The organism is Stenotrophomonas sp. YJH_SMC_110, from assembly GCF_059369255.1.
This window is the reverse complement of record NZ_JCAFSM010000006.1, coordinates 129,178-147,205: the sequence shown is the minus strand read 5'-3', so window position 1 is coordinate 147,205 and position 18,028 is coordinate 129,178. Positions and strand designations below refer to the sequence as shown.

The window sequence follows — 18,028 nt, the reverse complement described above, 5'->3', positions numbered from 1 at the left end:
GTCGCGGTCAGGGCCGCATGTGGTAGTTTTTTCCGGGTTTCCGGCGCTGGCCCTCGTGCCTCCCCACGCGCCGCTTCCTGGAAGAAGCATGCATACCATTGAAGTCGTCCTGGCGATGCTGGTGGCCGTTGTCGCCAGCGGCTACCTGGTTCGCGTCCTCCCGTTCTCGCTGCCGTTGCCGCTGGTGCAGATCGGCCTGGGCGCGGTGATCGCCGGCGTGTTCAACCGCGGCCATGCGCTGGAGCCGGAAGTGTTCTTCCTGCTGTTCCTGCCGCCGCTGCTGTTCCTGGATGGCTGGCGCATTCCCAAGCAGGGCCTGTTCCGCGACAAGGGCGCGATCCTCGAACTGGCGTTCGGCCTGGTGGTGTTCACTGTGATCGGCGCCGGCCTGCTGATCCACTGGATGATTCCGGTGATGCCGCTGGCAGTGTGCTTCGCGCTGGCGGCCATCGTCTCGCCGACCGACCCGGTGGCGGTCGGGGCGATCGCCTCCAAGGCACCGATCCCGAAGCGCCTGATGCACATCCTGGAAGGCGAGTCGCTGCTCAACGATGCGTCCGGCCTGGTCTGCTTCCGTTTCGCGGTGGCCGCGGTGATGACCGGCTCCTTCTCGCTGGCCACGGCCTCGCTGACCTTCCTGTGGGTGGCGGTGGCCGGCCTTGCCGTGGGCGTGGCGGTCACCCTCGGCGTGTCCACCTTCCAGCGCTGGTTGTGGCGCCGCTTCGGCGAAGAGCCGGGTGCGGCGATGCTGGTCAACCTGCTGATTCCGTTCGCGGCCTACCTGCTCGCCGAAGAAATCCATGCCTCGGGCATCCTCGCTGCGGTCGCCGCCGGTATCGCGATGAGCTACGTCGAGCTGACCGGCCGTGTCTCCGGCAGCATGCGCGTGCAGCGCGCGGGCGTCTGGAACATGCTGCAGTTCAGCTTCAACGGCATCATGTTCGTGTTGCTGGGCGAGCAGCTGCCGGGCATCGTCGAGCGCGCCACCACCACCATGAACGAGTCCGGCCACCAGAGTGCATGGTGGCTGCTGGTATACGTGGTGGTGATCAACCTGGCGCTGATCCTGCTGCGCCTGCTGTGGGTATGGCTGTCGCTGCGCTGGAACCTGCTGCGCGCGCGCCGCCGTGGCCTGGAGCGGGGCGAGGCGCCGAACTGGCGCATCGTGGTGGCGACCTCGGTGGCTGGTGTGCGCGGCGCGATCACCCTGGCCGGTGTGTTGACCCTGCCGCTGTTCCTGCCCGATGGCAGTGCGTTCCCGGCGCGCGACCTGGTGATCTTTCTGGCCGCGGCGGTGATCCTGTTCTCGCTGATCGGCGCCAGCGTGGCGCTGCCGCAGCTGCTGAAGGGCCTGCAGCTGCCAGCCGATTCGGGCGAGCGCAAGGAAGAGGACCTGGCACGCAAGCTGTCCTCCAAGGCCGCGCTGGCCGGGGTCGAACGCATGCGCCAGCAGCTGGTGATGAACCAGAACACCGAGAACGTGCAGCTGTACAACGATGCTGCCTCGCGGGTGAGCCTGCTGTACCAGCGGCACTTGGAGAAAGACAACGACGGCCCCGACGTGGACCCGGAGAAGGTGCGGCGCATGGAGCTGGGCTACCGCCAGCTGCGCAGCGCGGGCCTCAATGCCGAGCGCGAGGAACTGTTCCGGTTGACCCGGCGCGGGGTGATCTCCGATGAGATCTCGCGGCGCCTGATCCGCAACCTGGACCTGCTGGAATCGCGCAAGCGCGAATGACGCCTGGGACCGGGCGTTGCTGACGCTGACGCCTATTCCGCCCTGCCATGTAGAGCCGAGCCCGTGCTCGGCTGCGCTTGCTTCAGGCGTCATGAACCCGGAACGAAAAGCAGCCGAGCACGGGCTCGGCTCTACATGCCGGTGCCGGTTATTCCGGCTTCTGGTCCAGGAAATACACCTCGACCTTGCCCTTGACCTTGATGGTCATCGGATTGCCGCGGCGGTCGCGGGCCTTGCCGGCCTGCACGCGGATCCAGCCTTCGCTGACCGAGTATTCCTCGACGTTGTCGCGCTCGACGTCGTTGAAACGCACGCCAACGCCGCGCTCCAGCGCCTGTGCATCATGGAAGGGGCTGGCCGGGTTGATCGCCAGGTGGTCGGGAGGGGTATCGCTCATCGCTTCATTCACAGTGACGGCCACCAAGGCCGGCTTCAGCGGCACAGGATAAACCGTAGAATGCGGGCCTGCCCCAGAGGACGTTCCGCCATGCCCGACAACAGCGACTATTTCGACTTCGAGGAAGACATCCACGACTTCGACGAGGAGGGCTTCGAGGCGCGGGTCTGGAACCTGCTGGTGCTGATCAACCCGGGCGACGAAGAGCTGGCCCTGCAGCAGTTCAACCGCTGGCGCGAGCACCTGTCCGAGGACGGGCAGCCGCTGGAAGCGGACAGCGACTGGCTGCCGGCCCTGTTCACGGCCATCGCCTGGCAGTCCGGTTTCGATGTGGAGCGCGATGACCTGGAATCGCTGCAGTCGGCGGTGAACGAGCTGTCGGCGCGCTTCAACCTGCAACTCGACTGGGGCGGCGACCTGGACGACGAGGACTTCGCCGAGGGCCTGGACGGCGTGCAGCTGATGTCCACCGCCTTCGACCGCCTGCGCGAGCACAACTACACGCTGTGGAGCGTGGATGCCGGCAGCGACGGCTTCACCGGCGTGATGGCGCTGACCCGCGACGACGACGCGATGCTGGCGCTGTGCTCGCTGCTGAACGTGGAAATCCGGCTGGGCAGCGACCCGTTCTGAGCGATGGGCCGATCCGCCGGGCACGACCCGGCGGGGACGATCTGCTGGGCGCGGCCTACGGCCGGTACTGCGCCCTGGCGTTGGCAATCACCGCTTTGACCAGCTCGCGGTCGGTGTGCCGGGAAATCGCCCGCGCACCGAGCGCTATTGCCTGTGCGCGCAGCTCGGCAGTGACGTCGTAGTGAGCACCGCTGGCCTTGTTCTGGAAGGCCCGCGGGGGAATGCCGAGCTGCGCCGCCATCGCGTGCAGCTCGGCCAGGGTGTCGGCCATCAGGTGCGCCCAGCGCTGTCCGCGCCAGGGATGCACCGCGTCATCGACGTAGACCGTCACCCCCGCGGCCGGTTCAGGCCTGCGGCTTGCTGTCGCTGTCAGCGGCCGGGGCGGCCTCGGCAGCGGCTTCTTCGGCCGCGTCGCCTTCGACGGCTTCGCCTTCTTCGCCCTCAGCGGCGTCGACGCCTTCGAATTCGGCAACCAGCTTGTCCAGGTATTCGTCAGCGGTCTGCTCGGATTCGGCAGCCAGGGTGTCCAGCAGCTTCTGCAGCAGTTCCGAGTACTCCAGGTTGACCTTGCGGCCTTCCTTTTCCTGCACGTTGGACAGGTGCTTGAGCATGGCCAGCATCGGCACCGGGTTTTCGGCGTTGCCCATGGTCTGGCCGCCGATGGCCAGCAGCCACTCACGGCCCTGCAGGCCGATGGCCGCTACCACCTGGCCGTCTTCGTTGGTCAGCACGGCATGGTTCTGCACCTGCTGCTGGGCATTCAGGCGGAGGAACGGGCGCTTGGCCTGCTGCTTCTTGCGCTTGTCGCGCTTGGCCTTGGAGTTCTGGGACATGGGGTGGGGTCACCTGGAAACGGAAAGACCGCCATTGTACCGGCCGCACACAGGCGGGGTCAGATCCCTTTCCATGGGAAAGGGATCTGACCCCGGTTCAATGTGCCACGGGCGCGGCCTCACCTTGCGCGGCCTGCACGTCCGGGTCGGCGGTCGGCGCCGACAGTCCCACCTGCGGGCCGGCACCGGCCAGGGCGGCCGCTTCGGCGGCCTGGGTCATCACCACGATGCTGATGCGGCGGTTGATCGGGTTCTGCGGGTCGGCCTTGTCGAACAGCACCGACGAAGACAGGCCGACCACGCGGGTGATCTTGCTGTCCTCCAGGCCACCGTCCACCAGCGCACGCCGTGCGGCGTTGGCACGATCGGCGCTCAGCTCCCAGTTGCCGTAGCCGCGCTCGGCCGAATAGGCGGTGATGTCGGTGTGGCCGGTCAGGCTGATCCGGTTCGGCACGTGGTTCAGGTAGTTGGCCAGCTCGTGCAGGATCTGCTGCGTATACGGCTTCAGCGTAGCGCTGCCGAGGTCGAACATCGGCCGGTTCTGCTTGTCCACGATCTGGATGCGCAGGCCTTCCGGGGTCAGGTCCAGCAGCAGCTGGTCCTTGAACGGCTCCAGTGCCTGGCTCCTGCTGATCGCTTCCTGCAGTTCCTTCATCAACGCTTCCAGCTGCTGCTTGTCGCGCTGCTGCTGGTCCACCGGCTGCGGCACCGCTTCCTTCTGGTTCTGGAAGGGATCGTTGCTGCTGCCGCGCGAGATGTCGGTGGCACCACCCAGCTTGATCATCGAGGTGCTGGCGCCGCCCGGGCCGGCCATGCCGGGCGCCGGCGTGGCGTTCTGCCCGCTCAGCGGGCTGGGGTTGCGGAAGTACTCGGAAATGGCCGCACGGTCGTTCTTGTTGGTGGTGGCCATCAGCCACAGCACCAGGAAGAACGCCATCATCGCGGTCACGAAGTCAGCATAGGCCACCTTCCACGAACCGCCATGATGGGCGGCGTGGCCGGCCTTCTTGACCCGGCGGACGATGACAGTGGGCTTGGTCTCGGCCATGGTTTACTTGACCGTCTTCAGGTGCTGCTCGAAATCGGAGAAGGCCGGGCGCACGTTCGACGGCAGCGTCTTGCGGGCGAATTCCAGCGCGATCTTCGGGTTGTAGCCGCGCAGGCAGGCCAGCAGGGCGGTCTTGACCGATTCATAGATGCGGCTGTCCTGCTCGGCGCGTGCCTCCATTGCTGCCGCCATCGGGCCGACGAAGCCGTAGCCCAGCAGGATGCCGAGGAAGGTACCGACCAGCGCGCCGGCCACGTGGCCACCGACCTCGACGATGTCACCGCCGATCGAGCCCATGGTGATGACGATGCCGAGCACCGCCGCGACGATGCCGAAACCGGGCAGTCCGTCGGCGACCTTGGTCAGCACCTGCGACGGCGCCATGGCCTCGGCGTGGTGCTTTTCCAGTTCCAGCTCCAGCAGCGGCTCCAGCTCGTGCGGCTCGATGTTGCTGCCGATCATCAGGCGCAGGCAGTCGGTGATGAAGTCGATCAGGTGGTGGTCGGCCTGCACCTTGGGGTAGTTGGCGAACAGGGCGCTCTCGGCCGGCCGCTCGACATGGTCTTCCAGGGCCATGAAGCCTTCGCGGCGGGCCTTGTTGAGCAGTTCATAGAGCAGGCTGAGGACATCGATGTAGTCCTGCTGCTTGTAGCGCGGGCCCTTGAACACGCCGACCATGGCCTGCAGGGTCTGCTTGACCGTCTTGGCCGGGGTGCCGACCAGGAACGCACCCAGTGCGGCACCGCCGATGATGACCAGCTCGTAGGGCTGCCAGAGGGCACCCAGGCGGCCGTGGGCACCGAGGTAGCCCCCGATCACGCTGATGATGACGACCAGGAATCCAACGATGATGAGCATGGGGCGACGCAAGGAGAGGGGATATCTCCTTGTCGGCCCGTCACCCGGTTTTCTGAAGAGGGAATTCTGTGAAATCGGTCAGCGGGGTGTTTCAGCCCGCCACACCGCTTTCCGCGCCGCCACGCTGCAACGGGTCGGGCCAGGGCTCGCCATTGCCGGTGAACGAAAGTGAGACGGAGTTCAGGCAGTGGCGCTCGTAGGTGGGCGGCGGACCATCCGGGAACACGTGGCCGAGGTGGCTGCCGCAGCGCGCGCAGGTGATCTCGGTGCGCACCATGCCATGGCTGGTATCGCGGATCTCGCGCACGTGCGCCGGGTCGAACGGGGCGAAGAAGCTGGGCCAGCCGGTGCCGGAATCGAACTTGGTGCTGGAGCGGAACAGCGGCAGCGCGCACAGCCGGCAGCAGTAGACGCCCTCGCGCTTGTTGTCCAGGAACACGCCGCAGAACGGCGCTTCGGTACCGTGCTGCAGCAGCACGCGGCGCTCTTCGCTGCTGAGGCCGGCGATCAGCGCCTCGGTCTGGGTGGCAGTGGGGGGCGTCAGGTCGAAGGCAGTCATGCCGGCTCTCCGTGGGGTCGATGGCCTGGGGATGCCGGAAAACGTGGGGGTGCCGGCGCGCGCTTGCAAGTGTGACGGCCGTTCATGGGCGGCACACAGGCGCAGGCGCAAGGTAAATGCGATCCACGCCGGAGCGTGCCATGAAACCGACCCTTCCCCTGCTGCTGATGGCCCTGTTGCCCACGTTGGCGCTGGCCCAGGTGCCTGCTGCCGACCCGACGGTCACCCGCAGCGCGACCACCGTGGCTCCGGCGCCGGTGGTACCGCCGCCGCAGGCCGCACGCCCCCAGCCGCAGGTGCTGCCGTCGCCGCAGCCGGCGCAGCCGATCAGGTCCACGGGTCCTGCCCGGATTGCGCCCACCCCGGCGCCGAGGCCGGCCGACAAGGTCTATGACCGCAATGGCCGCATCGTGCCTGGCGTGCGCCCGGCTGGCCCGAACCGGGTGTTCGATTCGCGTACCGGCCGCTATTACGACAGCGTGCCGGCCGGCGATGGGCAGCAGATCAAGCGCTGACCTCGGATGCCAGGCAAGGGTGGCAGCTTCCACACACTGCACGGCCTGAACGCACGAAAACAACATCCTGCCGATCACTGCTTTTTCGCCTGCGATTAACCGTGCCGGGACCACCGTGGCCCTGCGCCGGCATTCCGCCGCCGCATGTCCTTTGTCCACGGGATCGCGATCATGAAAAACCAGCAGAACCGTCATCCCGGCAAGGAACCGCAGGGCCGCAACCCGCAGCATCAGCAGCAACAGCAACAGATGGAACCGCAGCAGCCGCACAAGGGTGGCAAGCAGCAGGAACAGCGCTCGCAGAAGCATCCGCAGCAGCGCTGACTGTCGACATGACCGGGGTCAGAGTCCGCTGCGCGGGCTCTGACCCCTCGCAATCCCTGGCCGGGGTCGGATCCCGCAACGCGGGCTCTGACCCCAACCTGCGACCGCCTCAATCCGGAATCGGCAGGCTCAGCGTTTCCTTCACTTCTTCCATCACGATGTAGCTTTTGGATTCACGCACATGCGGCAGTGTCAGCAAGGTGCCGCCGAGCAGCTTGCGGTAGGAGGCCATCTCACTGATCCGCGCCTTCAGCAGGTAATCGAAGTCGCCCGAGACCAGATGGCACTCGAGCACATTGGGCAGCTTCAGGGCGGCGCGCCGGAACTCTTCGAAGATGTCACCGGACTTGTAGGCCAGGCTGATCTCCACGAACACCAGCAGGCTGGCCTTCACCGCCGCCGGGTCCAGGTGGGCGTGGTAGCCGGTGATCACCGCTTCGCGCTCGAGCCGGCGCACGCGCTCGGTGCACGGGGTGGTCGACAGGCCGACCCGCTCACCCAGTTCGGTGAAGGAAATACGGCCCTCCGCCTGCAGGATGCGCAGGATCTTGCGGTCGATCTTGTCCAGTTCGCGGGTACGGGTGGCCATGGCCGTCAACCTTGGGGAATGAATTGCAGGAGAACATCCTGCCGGTTGATTTCAAATCAGGCAAATCAACTGGGATTGGCTGTCTATACTTCCCCAATTATGGTCCCGGCACGCTCCAGTGCAGGGAATGATCGGGTTGGAGAAGTCCCATGCGAGTCCTAGTCCTCGGCAGCGGCGTGATCGGCACCACCAGTGCCTGGTACCTGCGACAGGCCGGGTTTGAAGTCACGGTCATCGACCGCCAACCCGGCCCGGCGCTGGAGACCAGCTTCGCCAATGCTGGCCAGCTGTCGTTCGGCTACACCTCGCCGTGGGCAGCCCCGGGCGTGCCGAAGAAGGCCATCGGCTGGCTGTTCGAGAAGCACGCGCCGCTGGCGATCAAGCCGGGCATGGACCTGGCCCAGTACCGCTGGCTGTGGCAGATGCTGCGCAACTGCACCCACGAGCGCTACGCGATCAACAAGGCGCGCATGGTGCGCATGTCCGAGTACAGCCGCGACTGCCTGAACGAGCTGCGCGCGCAGATCGGCATCGAGTTCGAAGGCCGCGACCTGGGCACCACGCAGCTGTTCCGCACCCAGCAGCAGCTGGATGCCTCTGCGCAGGACATCGAGATCCTGGCCCAGTACGGCGTGCCGTACGAGGTGCTGGACCGCGCCGGCATCATCCAGGCCGAACCGGCCCTGGCCCATGTCGACGGCCTGGTCGGCGCGCTGCGCCTGCCGCGTGACCAGACCGGCGACTGCCAGCTGTTCACCCGGCGCCTGGCGCAGATGTGCGTGGACGCCGGCGTCGAGTTCCGCTTCGACCAGGACATCACCGGCCTGGAGTTCGAGGGCGACCGCATCACCGGCGTGCGCATCGACGGCAAGCGGGAAACCGCCGACCGCTTCGTGGTCGCGCTCGGCAGCTATTCGCCGGCGCTGGTCGCACCGCTGGGCATGCGCCTGCCGGTGTACCCGCTGAAGGGCTATTCGCTGACCCTGCCGATCACCGACCCGGCGATGGCGCCGACCTCGACCATCCTCGACGAGAGCTACAAGGTGGCGGTCACCCGCTTCGACGACCGCATCCGCGTCGGTGGCATGGCCGAAGTGGCCGGTTTCGACCTGTCGCTGTCGCAGCGTCGTCGCGAGACCCTGGAGCTGGTGGTCAGCGACCTCTACCCGAAGGGCGGCGACCTGTCGCGCGCACAGTTCTGGACAGGCCTGCGCCCGGCCACGCCGGACGGCACGCCGGTGATCGGCGCCACGCCGTTCCGCAACCTGTACCTCAACACCGGCCACGGCACCCTGGGCTGGACCATGGCCTGCGGCTCGGGCCGTTACCTGGCCGACCTGATGAGCGCGCGCCAGCCGCAGATCAGCACCGAAGGCCTGGATATTTTCCGCTACGGCCAGTACGGTCACGCCCCGCAACATGAGAACCGCACATGCGTCCTGCCCGCGCGCTGATCGATCTGGGCGCCCTGCGCAGCAATTACCGGCTTGCCCGTGAACTGGGCGGTGGCAAGGCCCTGGCGATCATCAAGGCCGATGCCTATGGCCATGGCGCGGTGCGCTGTGCACAGGCGCTGGAAGGCGAGGCTGATGGTTTCGGCGTGGCCACCATCGAAGAGGCGCTGGAACTGCGCCAGGCCGGGATCCGTGCGCCGATCCTGCTGCTGGAAGGCATCTTCGAACCCAGTGACATGGCGCTGGTGGCCGAGCACGATTTCTGGTTCGCGGTGGGCTCGCCGTGGCAGCTGGAAGCGCTGGTCGCATTCGACAGCCCGCGCCCGCTGACCGTGTGGCTGAAGCTGGACAGCGGCATGCATCGCCTCGGCCTGGACGTGGACAGCTTCCGCGCCGCGCATGCACGCCTGTCGGCGCTGCCGCAGGTCGAGCGCATCGTGCTGATGACCCACCTGGCGCGTGCCGACGAGCTGGACAGCGAACGCACCCATGAACAGGCGGCGACCTTCGCGCGCGCCATCGACGGCCTGGACGGCGAGACCAGCGTGTGCAATTCGCCGGCACTGCTGGGCTGGCCGGATGTACGCAGCGACTGGGTGCGCCCGGGCCTGATGCTGTACGGCGCCAATCCGCTGCCGGACAACACCGCGCTGACCGAGCGCCTGCGCCCGGTGATGACGATGCAGTCGAAGGTGATTGCCGAGCGCTGGATCGAGGCCGGTGAGCCGGTGGGCTATGGCGCACGCTTCGTGGCCAAGGCACGCACCCGCGTGGGCGTGGTCGCGCTTGGCTATGCCGACGGTTATCCGCAGTTCGCCCCCAACGGCACGCCGGTACTGATCGATGGCCAGCCCGGCGTACTGATCGGGCGCGTGTCGATGGACATGCTGACGGTGGACCTGACCGCGCATGCGCAGGCCGGCATCGGCAGTGTGGTGGAACTGTGGGGTTCTGCGCCGACGCTGTCGGAACTGGCGCCGCGCTGCGGCGTGAGTGCCTACCAGCTGCCGTGCGCGGTCAAGCGCGTGGCGAAAGTCTACGTGTAGAGCCGAGCCCGCGCTCGGCTCTGGTAGCAGCCGACCTTGGTCGGCACCGTGCAATGCGTGTCGACCAAGGTCGACACCTGCCGGCAGGTAGAGCTGCACGGAATCATCGTGCAGCAGTAGCCCGCGTGCTCAGCTCGCGCTTCACCCAGTCGTCGATCAGGCGCTTCTCGTAGCGCAGCGGATCGCTGTCGCTCTTCAGCCCCAGGTTGTGCAGGTAGCCGGTGTCGCTGAGCTTGGCTTCGCCCTCATCGACGATGCGACCACTGGCGTCCTTCAACGTGTACTGCAGGGTGATCCGCGGCGGATAGATGTCCCGCATGATCCGGATGTCGCTGCCGCGCGGGCCGTGCCAAGGCTCGTAGTCGCCGGCGCGCTTGATGTCGACCAGGGTCACGTCCAGGGTCTGCCCGGGTTGCAGCGGCTTGGCCGCCGTGGTCTGCACGTAGCTGGCCAGCTGCTGCACCCAGTTGCCGCGTTCGGCCTCGAAGCGGTTGGTGCTCTGGCGGATTTCGGTGAATCCGGCTGGATCGTCCCACTTCACGCTGACCGGGCCATTGGCCTGCAGCGCGCGGGGCGCATCCGGATCGGTGACGGCGCGCGGCGCGGCGTTCGCGCTGCCCGCCATGAGGGCGCCTGCCAGCAGCAGGGCAGTGGCCAACGAGCGGTTCATGACGGTCTCCTGCGTCCCATCGACGGGGACGATGCGATTTATAGATCGAGTGTGATCCCGCTTTCCAGCCACCGCAACGGCCGATTGCGACACCGACAAGCGCGGTTGCCGCCAATTCATCGTCGTCAACCATGACTGACGGCGCTTGACGCTGTGAATACGCGCTTTGGAAGATGCTGTGCTTCCAATCCGGCCCGTCCAGACGCCCTTGTCCACACTGCCGCCCCTCGTGGAGCGCCCACCGATGATGGTGCAGGCGCCCGAACCCGACCTGCATCATGGCGTGCTTGAGCGCATCAACGCTGGTTTCTGCGTGATCCAGGTGCTGTTCGAGGGCGATCGTGCGGTCGACTATCGTTTCCTCGAGGTCAACGATGCCTTCGAGCGCCACACCGGGCTGAAGGATGCGCGTGGACAGCGCATGACCGAGCTGGAACCCAACCATGAGCAGGACTGGTTCCGTATCTACGGCGAGGTCGCACGCAGCGGCCGTCCCGCCCAGTTCGAGATGGAAGCGCGTGCGCTGGGTCGTTCGTTCGCGGTCGACGCGGTGCGCGTGGGCCGGCCAGGCGAGGACAAGGTCGGCATCCTGTTCTTCGACATCACCGCACGCAAGCAGATGGAAGTGGAGCTGGGCGAGAGCGAAGCGCGCTTCAGCGCGCTGGCCGACGGCCTGCCGATGCCGGTGTGGGTGCTCGATGAGCGCGGCCATGCCCGCTTCGTCAACAGCGCCTTCAGCGAGTTCTTCGGTGGCGACGAGACGCGTGTGCCGGAAGATGTCTGGCGCGGCCTGGTGCATCCGGACGATGCGTCGGTATTCGAATACGAACTGCAGGAAGCGCTGAAGGCGCAGCGTTCGATGCACGCGCTGGTGCGTGCGCGGCGCGCCGATGGCCAGTGGCGTTGGCTGGAGATGAACGCACGCCCGCGTTTCTCGCGGATGGGCCGCTTCATCGGCCTGGCCGGCAGCAGCCCGGACGTGACCGAACGCCGCGAGATCGAACTGGCCCGCGAGGAACTGCTGCAGTCCGAGCGCGCCGCGCGCAGCGCTGCGGAGAACATGGCGCGGCTGAAGGACGAGTTCCTGGCCACGCTGTCGCATGAACTGCGTACGCCGCTGACCACCATCCTCGGGTGGAGTGAGCTGCTGCTGCAGCGTGTGGACAACACCAGCCCTCTGTACAAGGGCCTGAACGTGATCGCCAACAGCGCCGGCGCGCAGAAGCGGCTGATCTCGGACATGCTGGACCTCAGCAGCATGCTGCTGGGCAAGGTGCAGCTGGAGGTGGAAGTGCTGGACCTGCGCACGGTGCTGGGCGAGGCCATCGGCGCGCAGGAACTGGTTGCCGAAGGCAAGGCACTGGACGTGCACCTGCAGCTGCCCGAACAGCCGAGCCTGGTGCTGGGCGATGCCACGCGCCTGCAGCAGGTGTTCTGGAACCTGCTCTCGAACGCGATCAAGTTCACCCCGGCTGAAGGCCGCATCGACCTGCAGCTGCGGGCCGACGGCAACCACTGGGAGATCACCGTGCGCGACACCGGTGATGGCATCGCACCCGAATTCCTCAATCACCTGTTCAGCCGCTTCCGCCAGGCCGATGGCACCACCACCCGGCGCCATGGTGGACTGGGACTGGGCCTGGCGATCGTGCAGCAGCTGGTCGAGCTGCATGGCGGCACGGTCGCCGCGGCCAGCGAGGGGCACGGCCATGGCGCTACGTTCACCGTGCGCCTGCCGCAGCACCTTCCCGATGCCGAGCGGCGCCCGCTGCGCGAAGTGATCAGCGGGCCGATCCTGGAACCGGTGATCGTCGAGCCGTATCCGCTGCGCGGCATGCACGTGCTGGCGGTGGAAGACCAGCCGGAAGTGCTGGAGTACCTGCGGCGCATGCTGGAAGAGCAGGGCGCCAGCGTGTCGGCGGCCAGTTCGGCCGGTGAGGCGCTGGCGTTGCTGGCCGACACCGGCCATCTGCAGTACCACGTGATGCTGACCGACATCGGCATGCCGGGCATGGATGGTTATGGCCTGGTGCGCACGCTGCGCGAGGACATGGGCGTGGATGCCACGACCCTGCCCGCGGTCGCCGTCACCGCGCTGGCGCGTGCCGATGACCGCCGCCGTGCGCTGGCGTCGGGTTTCCAGGAACACGTGGCCAAGCCGTACTCGGTGGCGCAGCTGGTGGCTGCGGTGCGCAAGGTGCAGGTACCCCGCGCGGACAGCGCGCTGCACTGAGCATTCACGGCCGATCGGCGACCCTGCATGCAGGAGGTCGCCGATGTCCCGCATAGCTCCCCGTATCCATACCGATCCGGCGCAGATCGCGCGCCTGGAAGCCCTGCTGCCGCAGCTGGAAGGCGAAACGCAGGTGGAACTGATTCTGCACGATGGCCGTCGCCTGCTCGGCACGGTGGCGGTGAGGCCAACCGTGCAGCAATACCGCAACGAGGCCGGCGACGAAGGCAGCAACGGCCAGTTGCGCCTGGATGACTACGACACGCCGGTGCAGCAGCACCACGTGTGGCTGGATGAAATCGCCAGCATCAACCGCCTGCCACCCAAGGCGCCTTGATCGGATGTAGAGCCGAGCCCACGGCTCGGCTGCGCCGTCGCCCGAGCGTGGGCTCGGGCGCTACCGATGTGTCAATGCTCGAACAAGGTCGGCGTCGCTTCGAACCGGCGCGCGTAGGCGCGTTCTTCCGCCACCCGGGCCACCTCGTCATCGGCCAGGTCCGGTGCGCCATATACCGCATAGGCCACGCTGCCATCGGCGCCATGGCCGACCTGGTGCAGCCGGTAACGCGAGTGCCCGCCGCCGGTGTCCTCGGGGTAGTGCACGGGCGGATGGCTGCCTTCCAGGTCCATTTCACTGTTGTCGACGACGCCACCGACGAACAAGGCTCGCATGCAGGTTCTCCTGGGTTTCCGGGGGGAGCCTCTACCCTGAACGTTTCAATGTTTCTGGCGGATCAAGGCCCCGTTCGGGTTTCGCAAAGCGGCCTGCCGGGGCCGGCCCGGCCAAGCCGGTACAATGGACGGCCCTCACGCTTGAAGTACCCGCGCCGATGGCCTCCAGCGACGACGCCCCCCTGCAGACCCTGCTCCTGCCGTTCTCTCAAGGCGCCCTGCGCTGGCCGGAGGGCCCGGTGGCTTTCCTGCGTGCCCGCGATGGCTGGCCGCTGCGCGAAGCGGCCGGCAACCGCGAGCTGCACTGCGAACAGAGCTTTGCCCCGTTCGCGCAGCCGCTGCAGCAGGCCGCCGGCTGGACCGTCAGCGGCCAGCTGGACGATGTGGCCGGCAAGGGCCGTTACCCGCTGGTGCTGGTGCTGCCACCGCGCCAGCGTGAAGAAGCCCGTGCGCTGTTCGCCCGCGCGTTGGCGCTGGTCGCCGAGGGCGGCCGCATCGTTGCCTGCCAGGCCAACAACGAAGGCGCGCGCTCCGGTGAAGGCGACCTCAAGCAGCTGGCCGGCCTCGGCGGCTGCCTGACCAAGAACCACTGCCGGGTGTACTGGACCGCCCCGCTGCAGGGCCAGCACGACGCCGACCTGGCCAAGCGCTGGTCGGCGCTGGATGCGGTGCGCCCGATCATGGGCGGACGCTTCCTCAGCCGCCCGGGCGTGTTCGCCTGGGACCGCATCGATCCGGCATCGGCGCTGCTGGCCGAGCACCTGCCGGCCGACCTGGCCGGCCGCGCCGCCGACCTTGGCGCAGGCTACGGCTATCTCTCGCGCGAGCTGCTGGAACGCTGCCCGAAGATCACCGCGCTGGACCTGTACGAGGCCGAGCAGCGTGCGCTGGCCCTGGCCGAACTGAACCTGGCGCCGCCGCCGCGCGCGCTGCCGCTGCGCTTCCTGTGGCGCGACGTCACCGCCGGCATCGAGCCGGGCTACGACGTCATCATCAGCAACCCGCCGTTCCACACGCCGTCGCGTGCCGACCGCCCGGACATCGGCCAGCGCTTCATCGCCGTGGCCGCGCAGGCGCTGCGCCCGGGCGGGCGCCTGTACGTGGTGGCCAACCGCCATCTGCCGTACGAGCACACCCTCAACGACAGCTTAGGTGCGGTGCGCGTGGTCGCCGAGCGCGACGGTTTCAAGCTGGTTGAAGCAGTGAAGGGGAAGGGCAAGTGAAGCTGGTCAAGCTCATCGCCAACCTGGGCTATGGCAGCCGCAAGCAGGTGCAGTGGATGTTCCGCGAAGGCCGCGTCACCGACGCCGACGGTGAGGTGCTGTACGCCGATGACCAGGTGCCGCACGAGGCGATCCGCGTCGATGGCGAGCCGCTGGACCCGCCGGTGGGGCTGTCGATCGCGCTGCACAAGCCCGCCGGCTACACCTGTTCGACCAAGGACACCGGCCGCCTGATCTACGACCTGCTGCCGCCGCGCTTCCGCGACCGTGATCCGGTGCTGTCCACGGTGGGCCGCCTCGACCGCGAGACCAGTGGCCTGCTGCTGCTGACCGACGATGGCGGCCTGCTGCACCGGATCATCTCGCCGAAGTCGAAGCTGCCGAAGGTCTACGAAGTCGAGTTGAGCGAGGACCTGCGCGGCGACGAAGTGGCGTTGTTCGCCAGCGGCACGCTGATGCTGGAGTCCGAGAAGACGCCCCTGCTGCCGGCTGAACTCGAAGTGCTGGAGGCGCGTCGCGCACGCCTGGTGCTGCATGAAGGCCGCTACCATCAGGTACGCCGCATGTTCGCCGCCACCGGCAACCACGTGCAGGCCCTGCACCGCAGCCGCGTCGGCGGGCTGGACCTGCAGGGGCTGGACGAAGGGCAATGGCGGCAGCTCACTTCCACCGACCTGGATACGTTGTTCGCTCCATGACCCCCTTCGCTGCGCTGCCGTTCCTGCCCGACGCCGTCATCTTCGACATGGACGGTTTGATGATCGACAGCGAGCGGGTCTCGCTGGCCTGCTGGAGCGAGGCCGCCGACGAATTCGGGCTGGGCCTGGAGGAAGCGGTGTTCCTGCGCATGGTCGGCCTCGGCGACCACGATACGCATGCGTTGCTGCGCGCGCAGGGCATCGAGGACAGCCTGATCGACGCGGTGGCGGCACGTTGCCATGAGCTGTACGAAGCACGCACGCAGACCGGGCTGCCGCTGCGGCCGGGCATCCTGGAGCTGCTGGAGCTGCTGAAGGCGCACGCGGTACCGCGTGCGGTGGCGACCACCACGCGGCAGCCGCGCGCCAACCGCAAGTTGGCGGCCGCAGGCCTGCTGCCGTACTTCGATGCCGTGATCACCAGTGGTGATGTGGCGCGGCCGAAGCCGGCGCCGGATATCTACCTGCTGGCCGCGCAGCGGCTGGGCCAGGCGCCCGAACGTTGCCTGGCGCTGGAAGATTCACCGGCCGGCACGCGGGCCGCACTGGCCGCCGGCATGACCGTGATCCAGGTGCCGGACCTGGTGCATCCGGATGAAGAGCTGCGCGCACTGGGCCACCGCATCGTCGGCTCGCTGGTGGACGCGCACGCCCTGCTGCTGCCGCTGCTGCCGAAGTAGCGGTGGGTGCCGACCTTGGTTGGCACTGAGCCGGGCATGGGCTCGGCTTCACATCTTCTGGTGGGTGCCGACCGTTGGTCGGCACACCTGTTCAATCACACCCGCCCGAACACCAGCGCAGCGTTGGTGCCACCGAAGCCGAAGCTGTTGGACATCACCGTGTCCAGCTTCTGCTCGCGGCTTTCGCGCAGGATCGGGAAGCTCTCCACCTTCGGGTCCAGCTCGCCGATGTTGGCCGAACCGGCGACGAAGCCATCGCGCATCATCAGCAGGCAGTAGATCGCCTCGTGCACGCTGGCCGCGCCCAGTGAATGGCCGGACAGCGCCTTGGTCGAGGACAGCGGTGGTACCGCATCGCCGAACACTTCACGGATCGCGTTGAGCTCGGTGACATCGCCCAGCGGGGTCGAGGTGCCGTGGGTGTTGAGGTAGTCCAGCGGGCGATCGACGCCCTGCAGTGCCATCTTCATGCAGCGCACCGCGCCCTCGCCGGACGGCGCGACCATGTCGGCGCCATCGGAGGTCACGCCGTAGCCGATCAGCTCGGCATGGATGTGCGCGCCACGCGCAACGGCGTGGTCGTAGTCCTCCAGCACCAGCATGCCGCCGCCACCGGCGATGACGAAGCCGTCGCGGTCCTTGTCGTACGGACGCGAGGCGCTGGCCGGGGTTTCGTTGAAGCTGGTCGACAGCGCGCCCATCGCATCGAACATCACGCTCATCGACCAGTGCAGGTCTTCACCGCCACCGGCGAACATGATGTCCTGCGCACCGTGGCGGATCATGTCCGCGGCAGCGCCGATGCAGTGCGCCGAGGTCGCGCAGGCGGCCGACAGCGAGTAGCTGACGCCCTTGATCTGGTAGGCCGTGGCCAGGCAGGCCGAGACCGTCGAGCACATCGTGCGCGGCACCATGTACGGGCCGACCTTGCGCACGCCACGTTCGCGCAGCAGGTCGACCGCGCCGATCTGCCATTCGCTGGATCCGCCGCCGGAACCGGCGATCAGGCCGGTGCGCAGGTTGCTGACCTGCTCGGGGCTGAGCCCGGCATCGGCGATGGCATCGCGCATGGACAGGTAAGCGAAGGCCGCCGCGTCGCTCATGAAGCGCTTCTGCTTGCGGTCGATCAGCGCCTCCAGATCGAGGTCGACGCGACCGCCGACCTGGCTGCGCAGGCCTGCTTCGGCATGGTCGGCCAAGGCGGTGATGCCCGAGCGCCCTTCGCGCAGCGCGGCCGAAACGGTATCCAGATCATTGCCGAGGCAGGACGTGATGCCCATGCCGGTGATGACGACGCGACGCATCAGAAGCTCCCGGTTTCAGTGAACAGGCCGACGCGCAGGTCGCGCGCGCTGTAGATTTCGCGGTCATCCACGTACATGCGGGCGTCCGACTGGGCCATCACCAGCTTGCGGTTGATGACACGGCTGATGTCGATCTCGTAGCGCACGAGCTTGGCGTCCGGCAGTACCTGGCCGGTGAACTTCACCTCGCCGCAGCCGAGTGCGCGGCCCTTGCCGGGGGCACCCAGCCAGGTCAGGAAGAAGCCGGTCAGCTGCCACATGGCGTCCAGGCCCAGGCAGCCGGGCATGACCGGGTCGCCGATGAAGTGGCAGCCGAAGAACCACAGGTCCGGGCGGATATCCAGCTCGGCGCGTACCATGCCCTTGCCGTGCGGTCCGCCGTCCTCGTGGATGTCGGTGATGCGGTCGAACATCAGCATCGGATCGTTGGGCAAACGGCCGGCGGCGGTGCCGAACAGTTCACCGCGTGCGCTGGCCAGCAGCTGTTCGCGGTTGAACGCGTGGAGACGGGTCATGAAGCACAATCCTGGAAGCGGGGAAACAGGGAAACAAGC

22 protein-coding genes are annotated in these 18,028 nt (G+C 67.5%); 11 read left to right on the top strand and 11 right to left on the bottom strand.

What is annotated here, in order from left to right; all coding sequences use genetic code 11:
- Positions 1-88 precede the first annotated feature (88 nt).
- On the top strand, positions 89-1,738 hold the full coding sequence (locus AC5P6H_RS12965) for a Na+/H+ antiporter (RefSeq protein ID WP_014645794.1): 1,650 nt from the start codon (positions 89-91) through the stop codon (positions 1,736-1,738).
- Positions 1,739-1,886: 148 nt separating this feature from the next.
- Here AC5P6H_RS12965 and AC5P6H_RS12960 read toward each other — a convergent pair whose 3' ends face one another.
- Positions 1,887-2,135 (bottom strand): DUF3297 family protein, encoded by a 249-nt coding sequence (locus tag AC5P6H_RS12960; protein ID WP_005415112.1) that lies wholly within the window; start codon positions 2,133-2,135, stop codon positions 1,887-1,889.
- Between the two features lie 90 nt (positions 2,136-2,225).
- Between AC5P6H_RS12960 and AC5P6H_RS12955 the strand changes: the two genes are divergently transcribed.
- Positions 2,226-2,768 (top strand): DUF6630 family protein, encoded by a 543-nt coding sequence (locus AC5P6H_RS12955; RefSeq protein WP_032959249.1) that lies wholly within the window; start codon positions 2,226-2,228, stop codon positions 2,766-2,768.
- Positions 2,769-2,823: 55 nt separating this feature from the next.
- Here the strand turns inward: AC5P6H_RS12955 and AC5P6H_RS12950 are convergent, their stop codons facing one another.
- The 5 genes from AC5P6H_RS12950 to msrB form a co-directional block, all read right to left on the bottom strand.
- Positions 2,824-3,099, bottom strand: coding sequence for a DUF4031 domain-containing protein (locus tag AC5P6H_RS12950; RefSeq protein WP_046428626.1), 276 nt, complete (start codon positions 3,097-3,099; stop codon positions 2,824-2,826).
- Positions 3,100-3,112: 13 nt separating this feature from the next.
- Positions 3,113-3,601 carry a hypothetical protein gene (locus tag AC5P6H_RS12945; protein WP_046428629.1) on the bottom strand — a complete coding sequence of 163 codons (489 nt, stop codon included), beginning with the start codon at positions 3,599-3,601 and terminating at the stop codon, positions 3,113-3,115.
- Between the two features lie 97 nt (positions 3,602-3,698).
- A complete protein-coding gene (gene motB / locus AC5P6H_RS12940; protein ID WP_046428632.1) occupies positions 3,699-4,649 on the bottom strand; it encodes a flagellar motor protein MotB in 951 nt (316 codons plus the stop codon).
- A 3-nt stretch (positions 4,650-4,652) separates the two neighbouring features.
- Positions 4,653-5,507 carry a flagellar motor stator protein MotA gene (gene motA, locus AC5P6H_RS12935; protein ID WP_014645799.1) on the bottom strand — a complete coding sequence of 285 codons (855 nt, stop codon included), beginning with the start codon at positions 5,505-5,507 and terminating at the stop codon, positions 4,653-4,655.
- A 91-nt stretch (positions 5,508-5,598) separates the two neighbouring features.
- The gene (gene msrB / locus AC5P6H_RS12930; protein ID WP_005415117.1) at positions 5,599-6,066 is read right to left on the bottom strand and encodes a peptide-methionine (R)-S-oxide reductase MsrB; all 468 of its coding nucleotides are present in this window, start codon (positions 6,064-6,066) and stop codon (positions 5,599-5,601) included.
- Positions 6,067-6,206: 140 nt separating this feature from the next.
- On the opposite strand from msrB, the gene AC5P6H_RS12925 reads away from it, so the two are divergent.
- Positions 6,207-6,581, top strand: a complete 375-nt coding sequence (locus AC5P6H_RS12925) for a hypothetical protein (protein ID WP_014645801.1) — start codon at positions 6,207-6,209, stop codon at positions 6,579-6,581.
- Positions 6,582-6,725: 144 nt separating this feature from the next.
- The gene (locus AC5P6H_RS12920; RefSeq protein WP_495202724.1) at positions 6,726-6,905 is read left to right on the top strand and encodes a lana protein; all 180 of its coding nucleotides are present in this window, start codon (positions 6,726-6,728) and stop codon (positions 6,903-6,905) included.
- Positions 6,906-7,014: 109 nt separating this feature from the next.
- Here AC5P6H_RS12920 and AC5P6H_RS12915 read toward each other — a convergent pair whose 3' ends face one another.
- Positions 7,015-7,494: an Lrp/AsnC ligand binding domain-containing protein gene (locus AC5P6H_RS12915; RefSeq protein ID WP_495202723.1), complete on the bottom strand. Its 480-nt coding sequence runs from the start codon at positions 7,492-7,494 to the stop codon at positions 7,015-7,017.
- 149 nt (positions 7,495-7,643) lie between these two features.
- On the opposite strand from AC5P6H_RS12915, the gene AC5P6H_RS12910 reads away from it, so the two are divergent.
- Positions 7,644-8,948: a D-amino acid dehydrogenase gene (locus AC5P6H_RS12910; protein WP_032959242.1), complete on the top strand. Its 1,305-nt coding sequence runs from the start codon at positions 7,644-7,646 to the stop codon at positions 8,946-8,948.
- On the top strand, positions 8,927-9,994 hold the full coding sequence (gene alr, locus AC5P6H_RS12905; RefSeq protein WP_014645804.1) for an alanine racemase: 1,068 nt from the start codon (positions 8,927-8,929) through the stop codon (positions 9,992-9,994). Before AC5P6H_RS12910 ends, alr begins: the two co-directional genes overlap by 22 nt.
- 103 nt (positions 9,995-10,097) lie before the next feature.
- Here alr and AC5P6H_RS12900 read toward each other — a convergent pair whose 3' ends face one another.
- Positions 10,098-10,664 (bottom strand): DUF3016 domain-containing protein, encoded by a 567-nt coding sequence (locus AC5P6H_RS12900; protein WP_014645805.1) that lies wholly within the window; start codon positions 10,662-10,664, stop codon positions 10,098-10,100.
- Positions 10,665-10,908: 244 nt separating this feature from the next.
- Between AC5P6H_RS12900 and AC5P6H_RS12895 the strand changes: the two genes are divergently transcribed.
- The gene (locus tag AC5P6H_RS12895) at positions 10,909-12,897 is read left to right on the top strand and encodes a hybrid sensor histidine kinase/response regulator (RefSeq protein ID WP_014645806.1); all 1,989 of its coding nucleotides are present in this window, start codon (positions 10,909-10,911) and stop codon (positions 12,895-12,897) included.
- 43 nt (positions 12,898-12,940) lie between these two features.
- Positions 12,941-13,234: a DUF3247 family protein gene (locus tag AC5P6H_RS12890; RefSeq protein ID WP_049441346.1), complete on the top strand. Its 294-nt coding sequence runs from the start codon at positions 12,941-12,943 to the stop codon at positions 13,232-13,234.
- Positions 13,235-13,305: 71 nt separating this feature from the next.
- Here the strand turns inward: AC5P6H_RS12890 and AC5P6H_RS12885 are convergent, their stop codons facing one another.
- A complete protein-coding gene (locus tag AC5P6H_RS12885; protein WP_005407925.1) occupies positions 13,306-13,569 on the bottom strand; it encodes a hypothetical protein in 264 nt (87 codons plus the stop codon).
- 158 nt (positions 13,570-13,727) lie between these two features.
- On the opposite strand from AC5P6H_RS12885, the gene AC5P6H_RS12880 reads away from it, so the two are divergent.
- Genes AC5P6H_RS12880 through AC5P6H_RS12870 form a run of 3 tightly spaced genes read left to right on the top strand, consistent with a single transcriptional unit; the run spans position 13,728 to position 16,170 of the window.
- A complete protein-coding gene (locus AC5P6H_RS12880; protein ID WP_495202722.1) occupies positions 13,728-14,792 on the top strand; it encodes a class I SAM-dependent methyltransferase in 1,065 nt (354 codons plus the stop codon).
- Positions 14,789-15,490: a pseudouridine synthase gene (locus tag AC5P6H_RS12875; protein ID WP_014645809.1), complete on the top strand. Its 702-nt coding sequence runs from the start codon at positions 14,789-14,791 to the stop codon at positions 15,488-15,490. Before AC5P6H_RS12880 ends, AC5P6H_RS12875 begins: the two co-directional genes overlap by 4 nt.
- Positions 15,487-16,170 (top strand): HAD family hydrolase, encoded by a 684-nt coding sequence (locus AC5P6H_RS12870; RefSeq protein ID WP_046428651.1) that lies wholly within the window; start codon positions 15,487-15,489, stop codon positions 16,168-16,170. The genes AC5P6H_RS12875 and AC5P6H_RS12870 overlap by 4 nt, the downstream gene beginning before the upstream one ends.
- Positions 16,171-16,265: 95 nt before the next feature.
- Here the strand turns inward: AC5P6H_RS12870 and fabB are convergent, their stop codons facing one another.
- Both fabB and fabA read right to left on the bottom strand, forming a co-directional pair.
- A complete protein-coding gene (fabB, locus tag AC5P6H_RS12865; protein ID WP_014645811.1) occupies positions 16,266-17,474 on the bottom strand; it encodes a beta-ketoacyl-ACP synthase I in 1,209 nt (402 codons plus the stop codon).
- The gene (fabA, locus tag AC5P6H_RS12860; RefSeq protein WP_014035851.1) at positions 17,474-17,989 is read right to left on the bottom strand and encodes a 3-hydroxyacyl-[acyl-carrier-protein] dehydratase FabA; all 516 of its coding nucleotides are present in this window, start codon (positions 17,987-17,989) and stop codon (positions 17,474-17,476) included. Before fabA ends, fabB begins: the two co-directional genes overlap by 1 nt.
- Between the last annotated feature and the right edge of the window lie 39 nt (positions 17,990-18,028).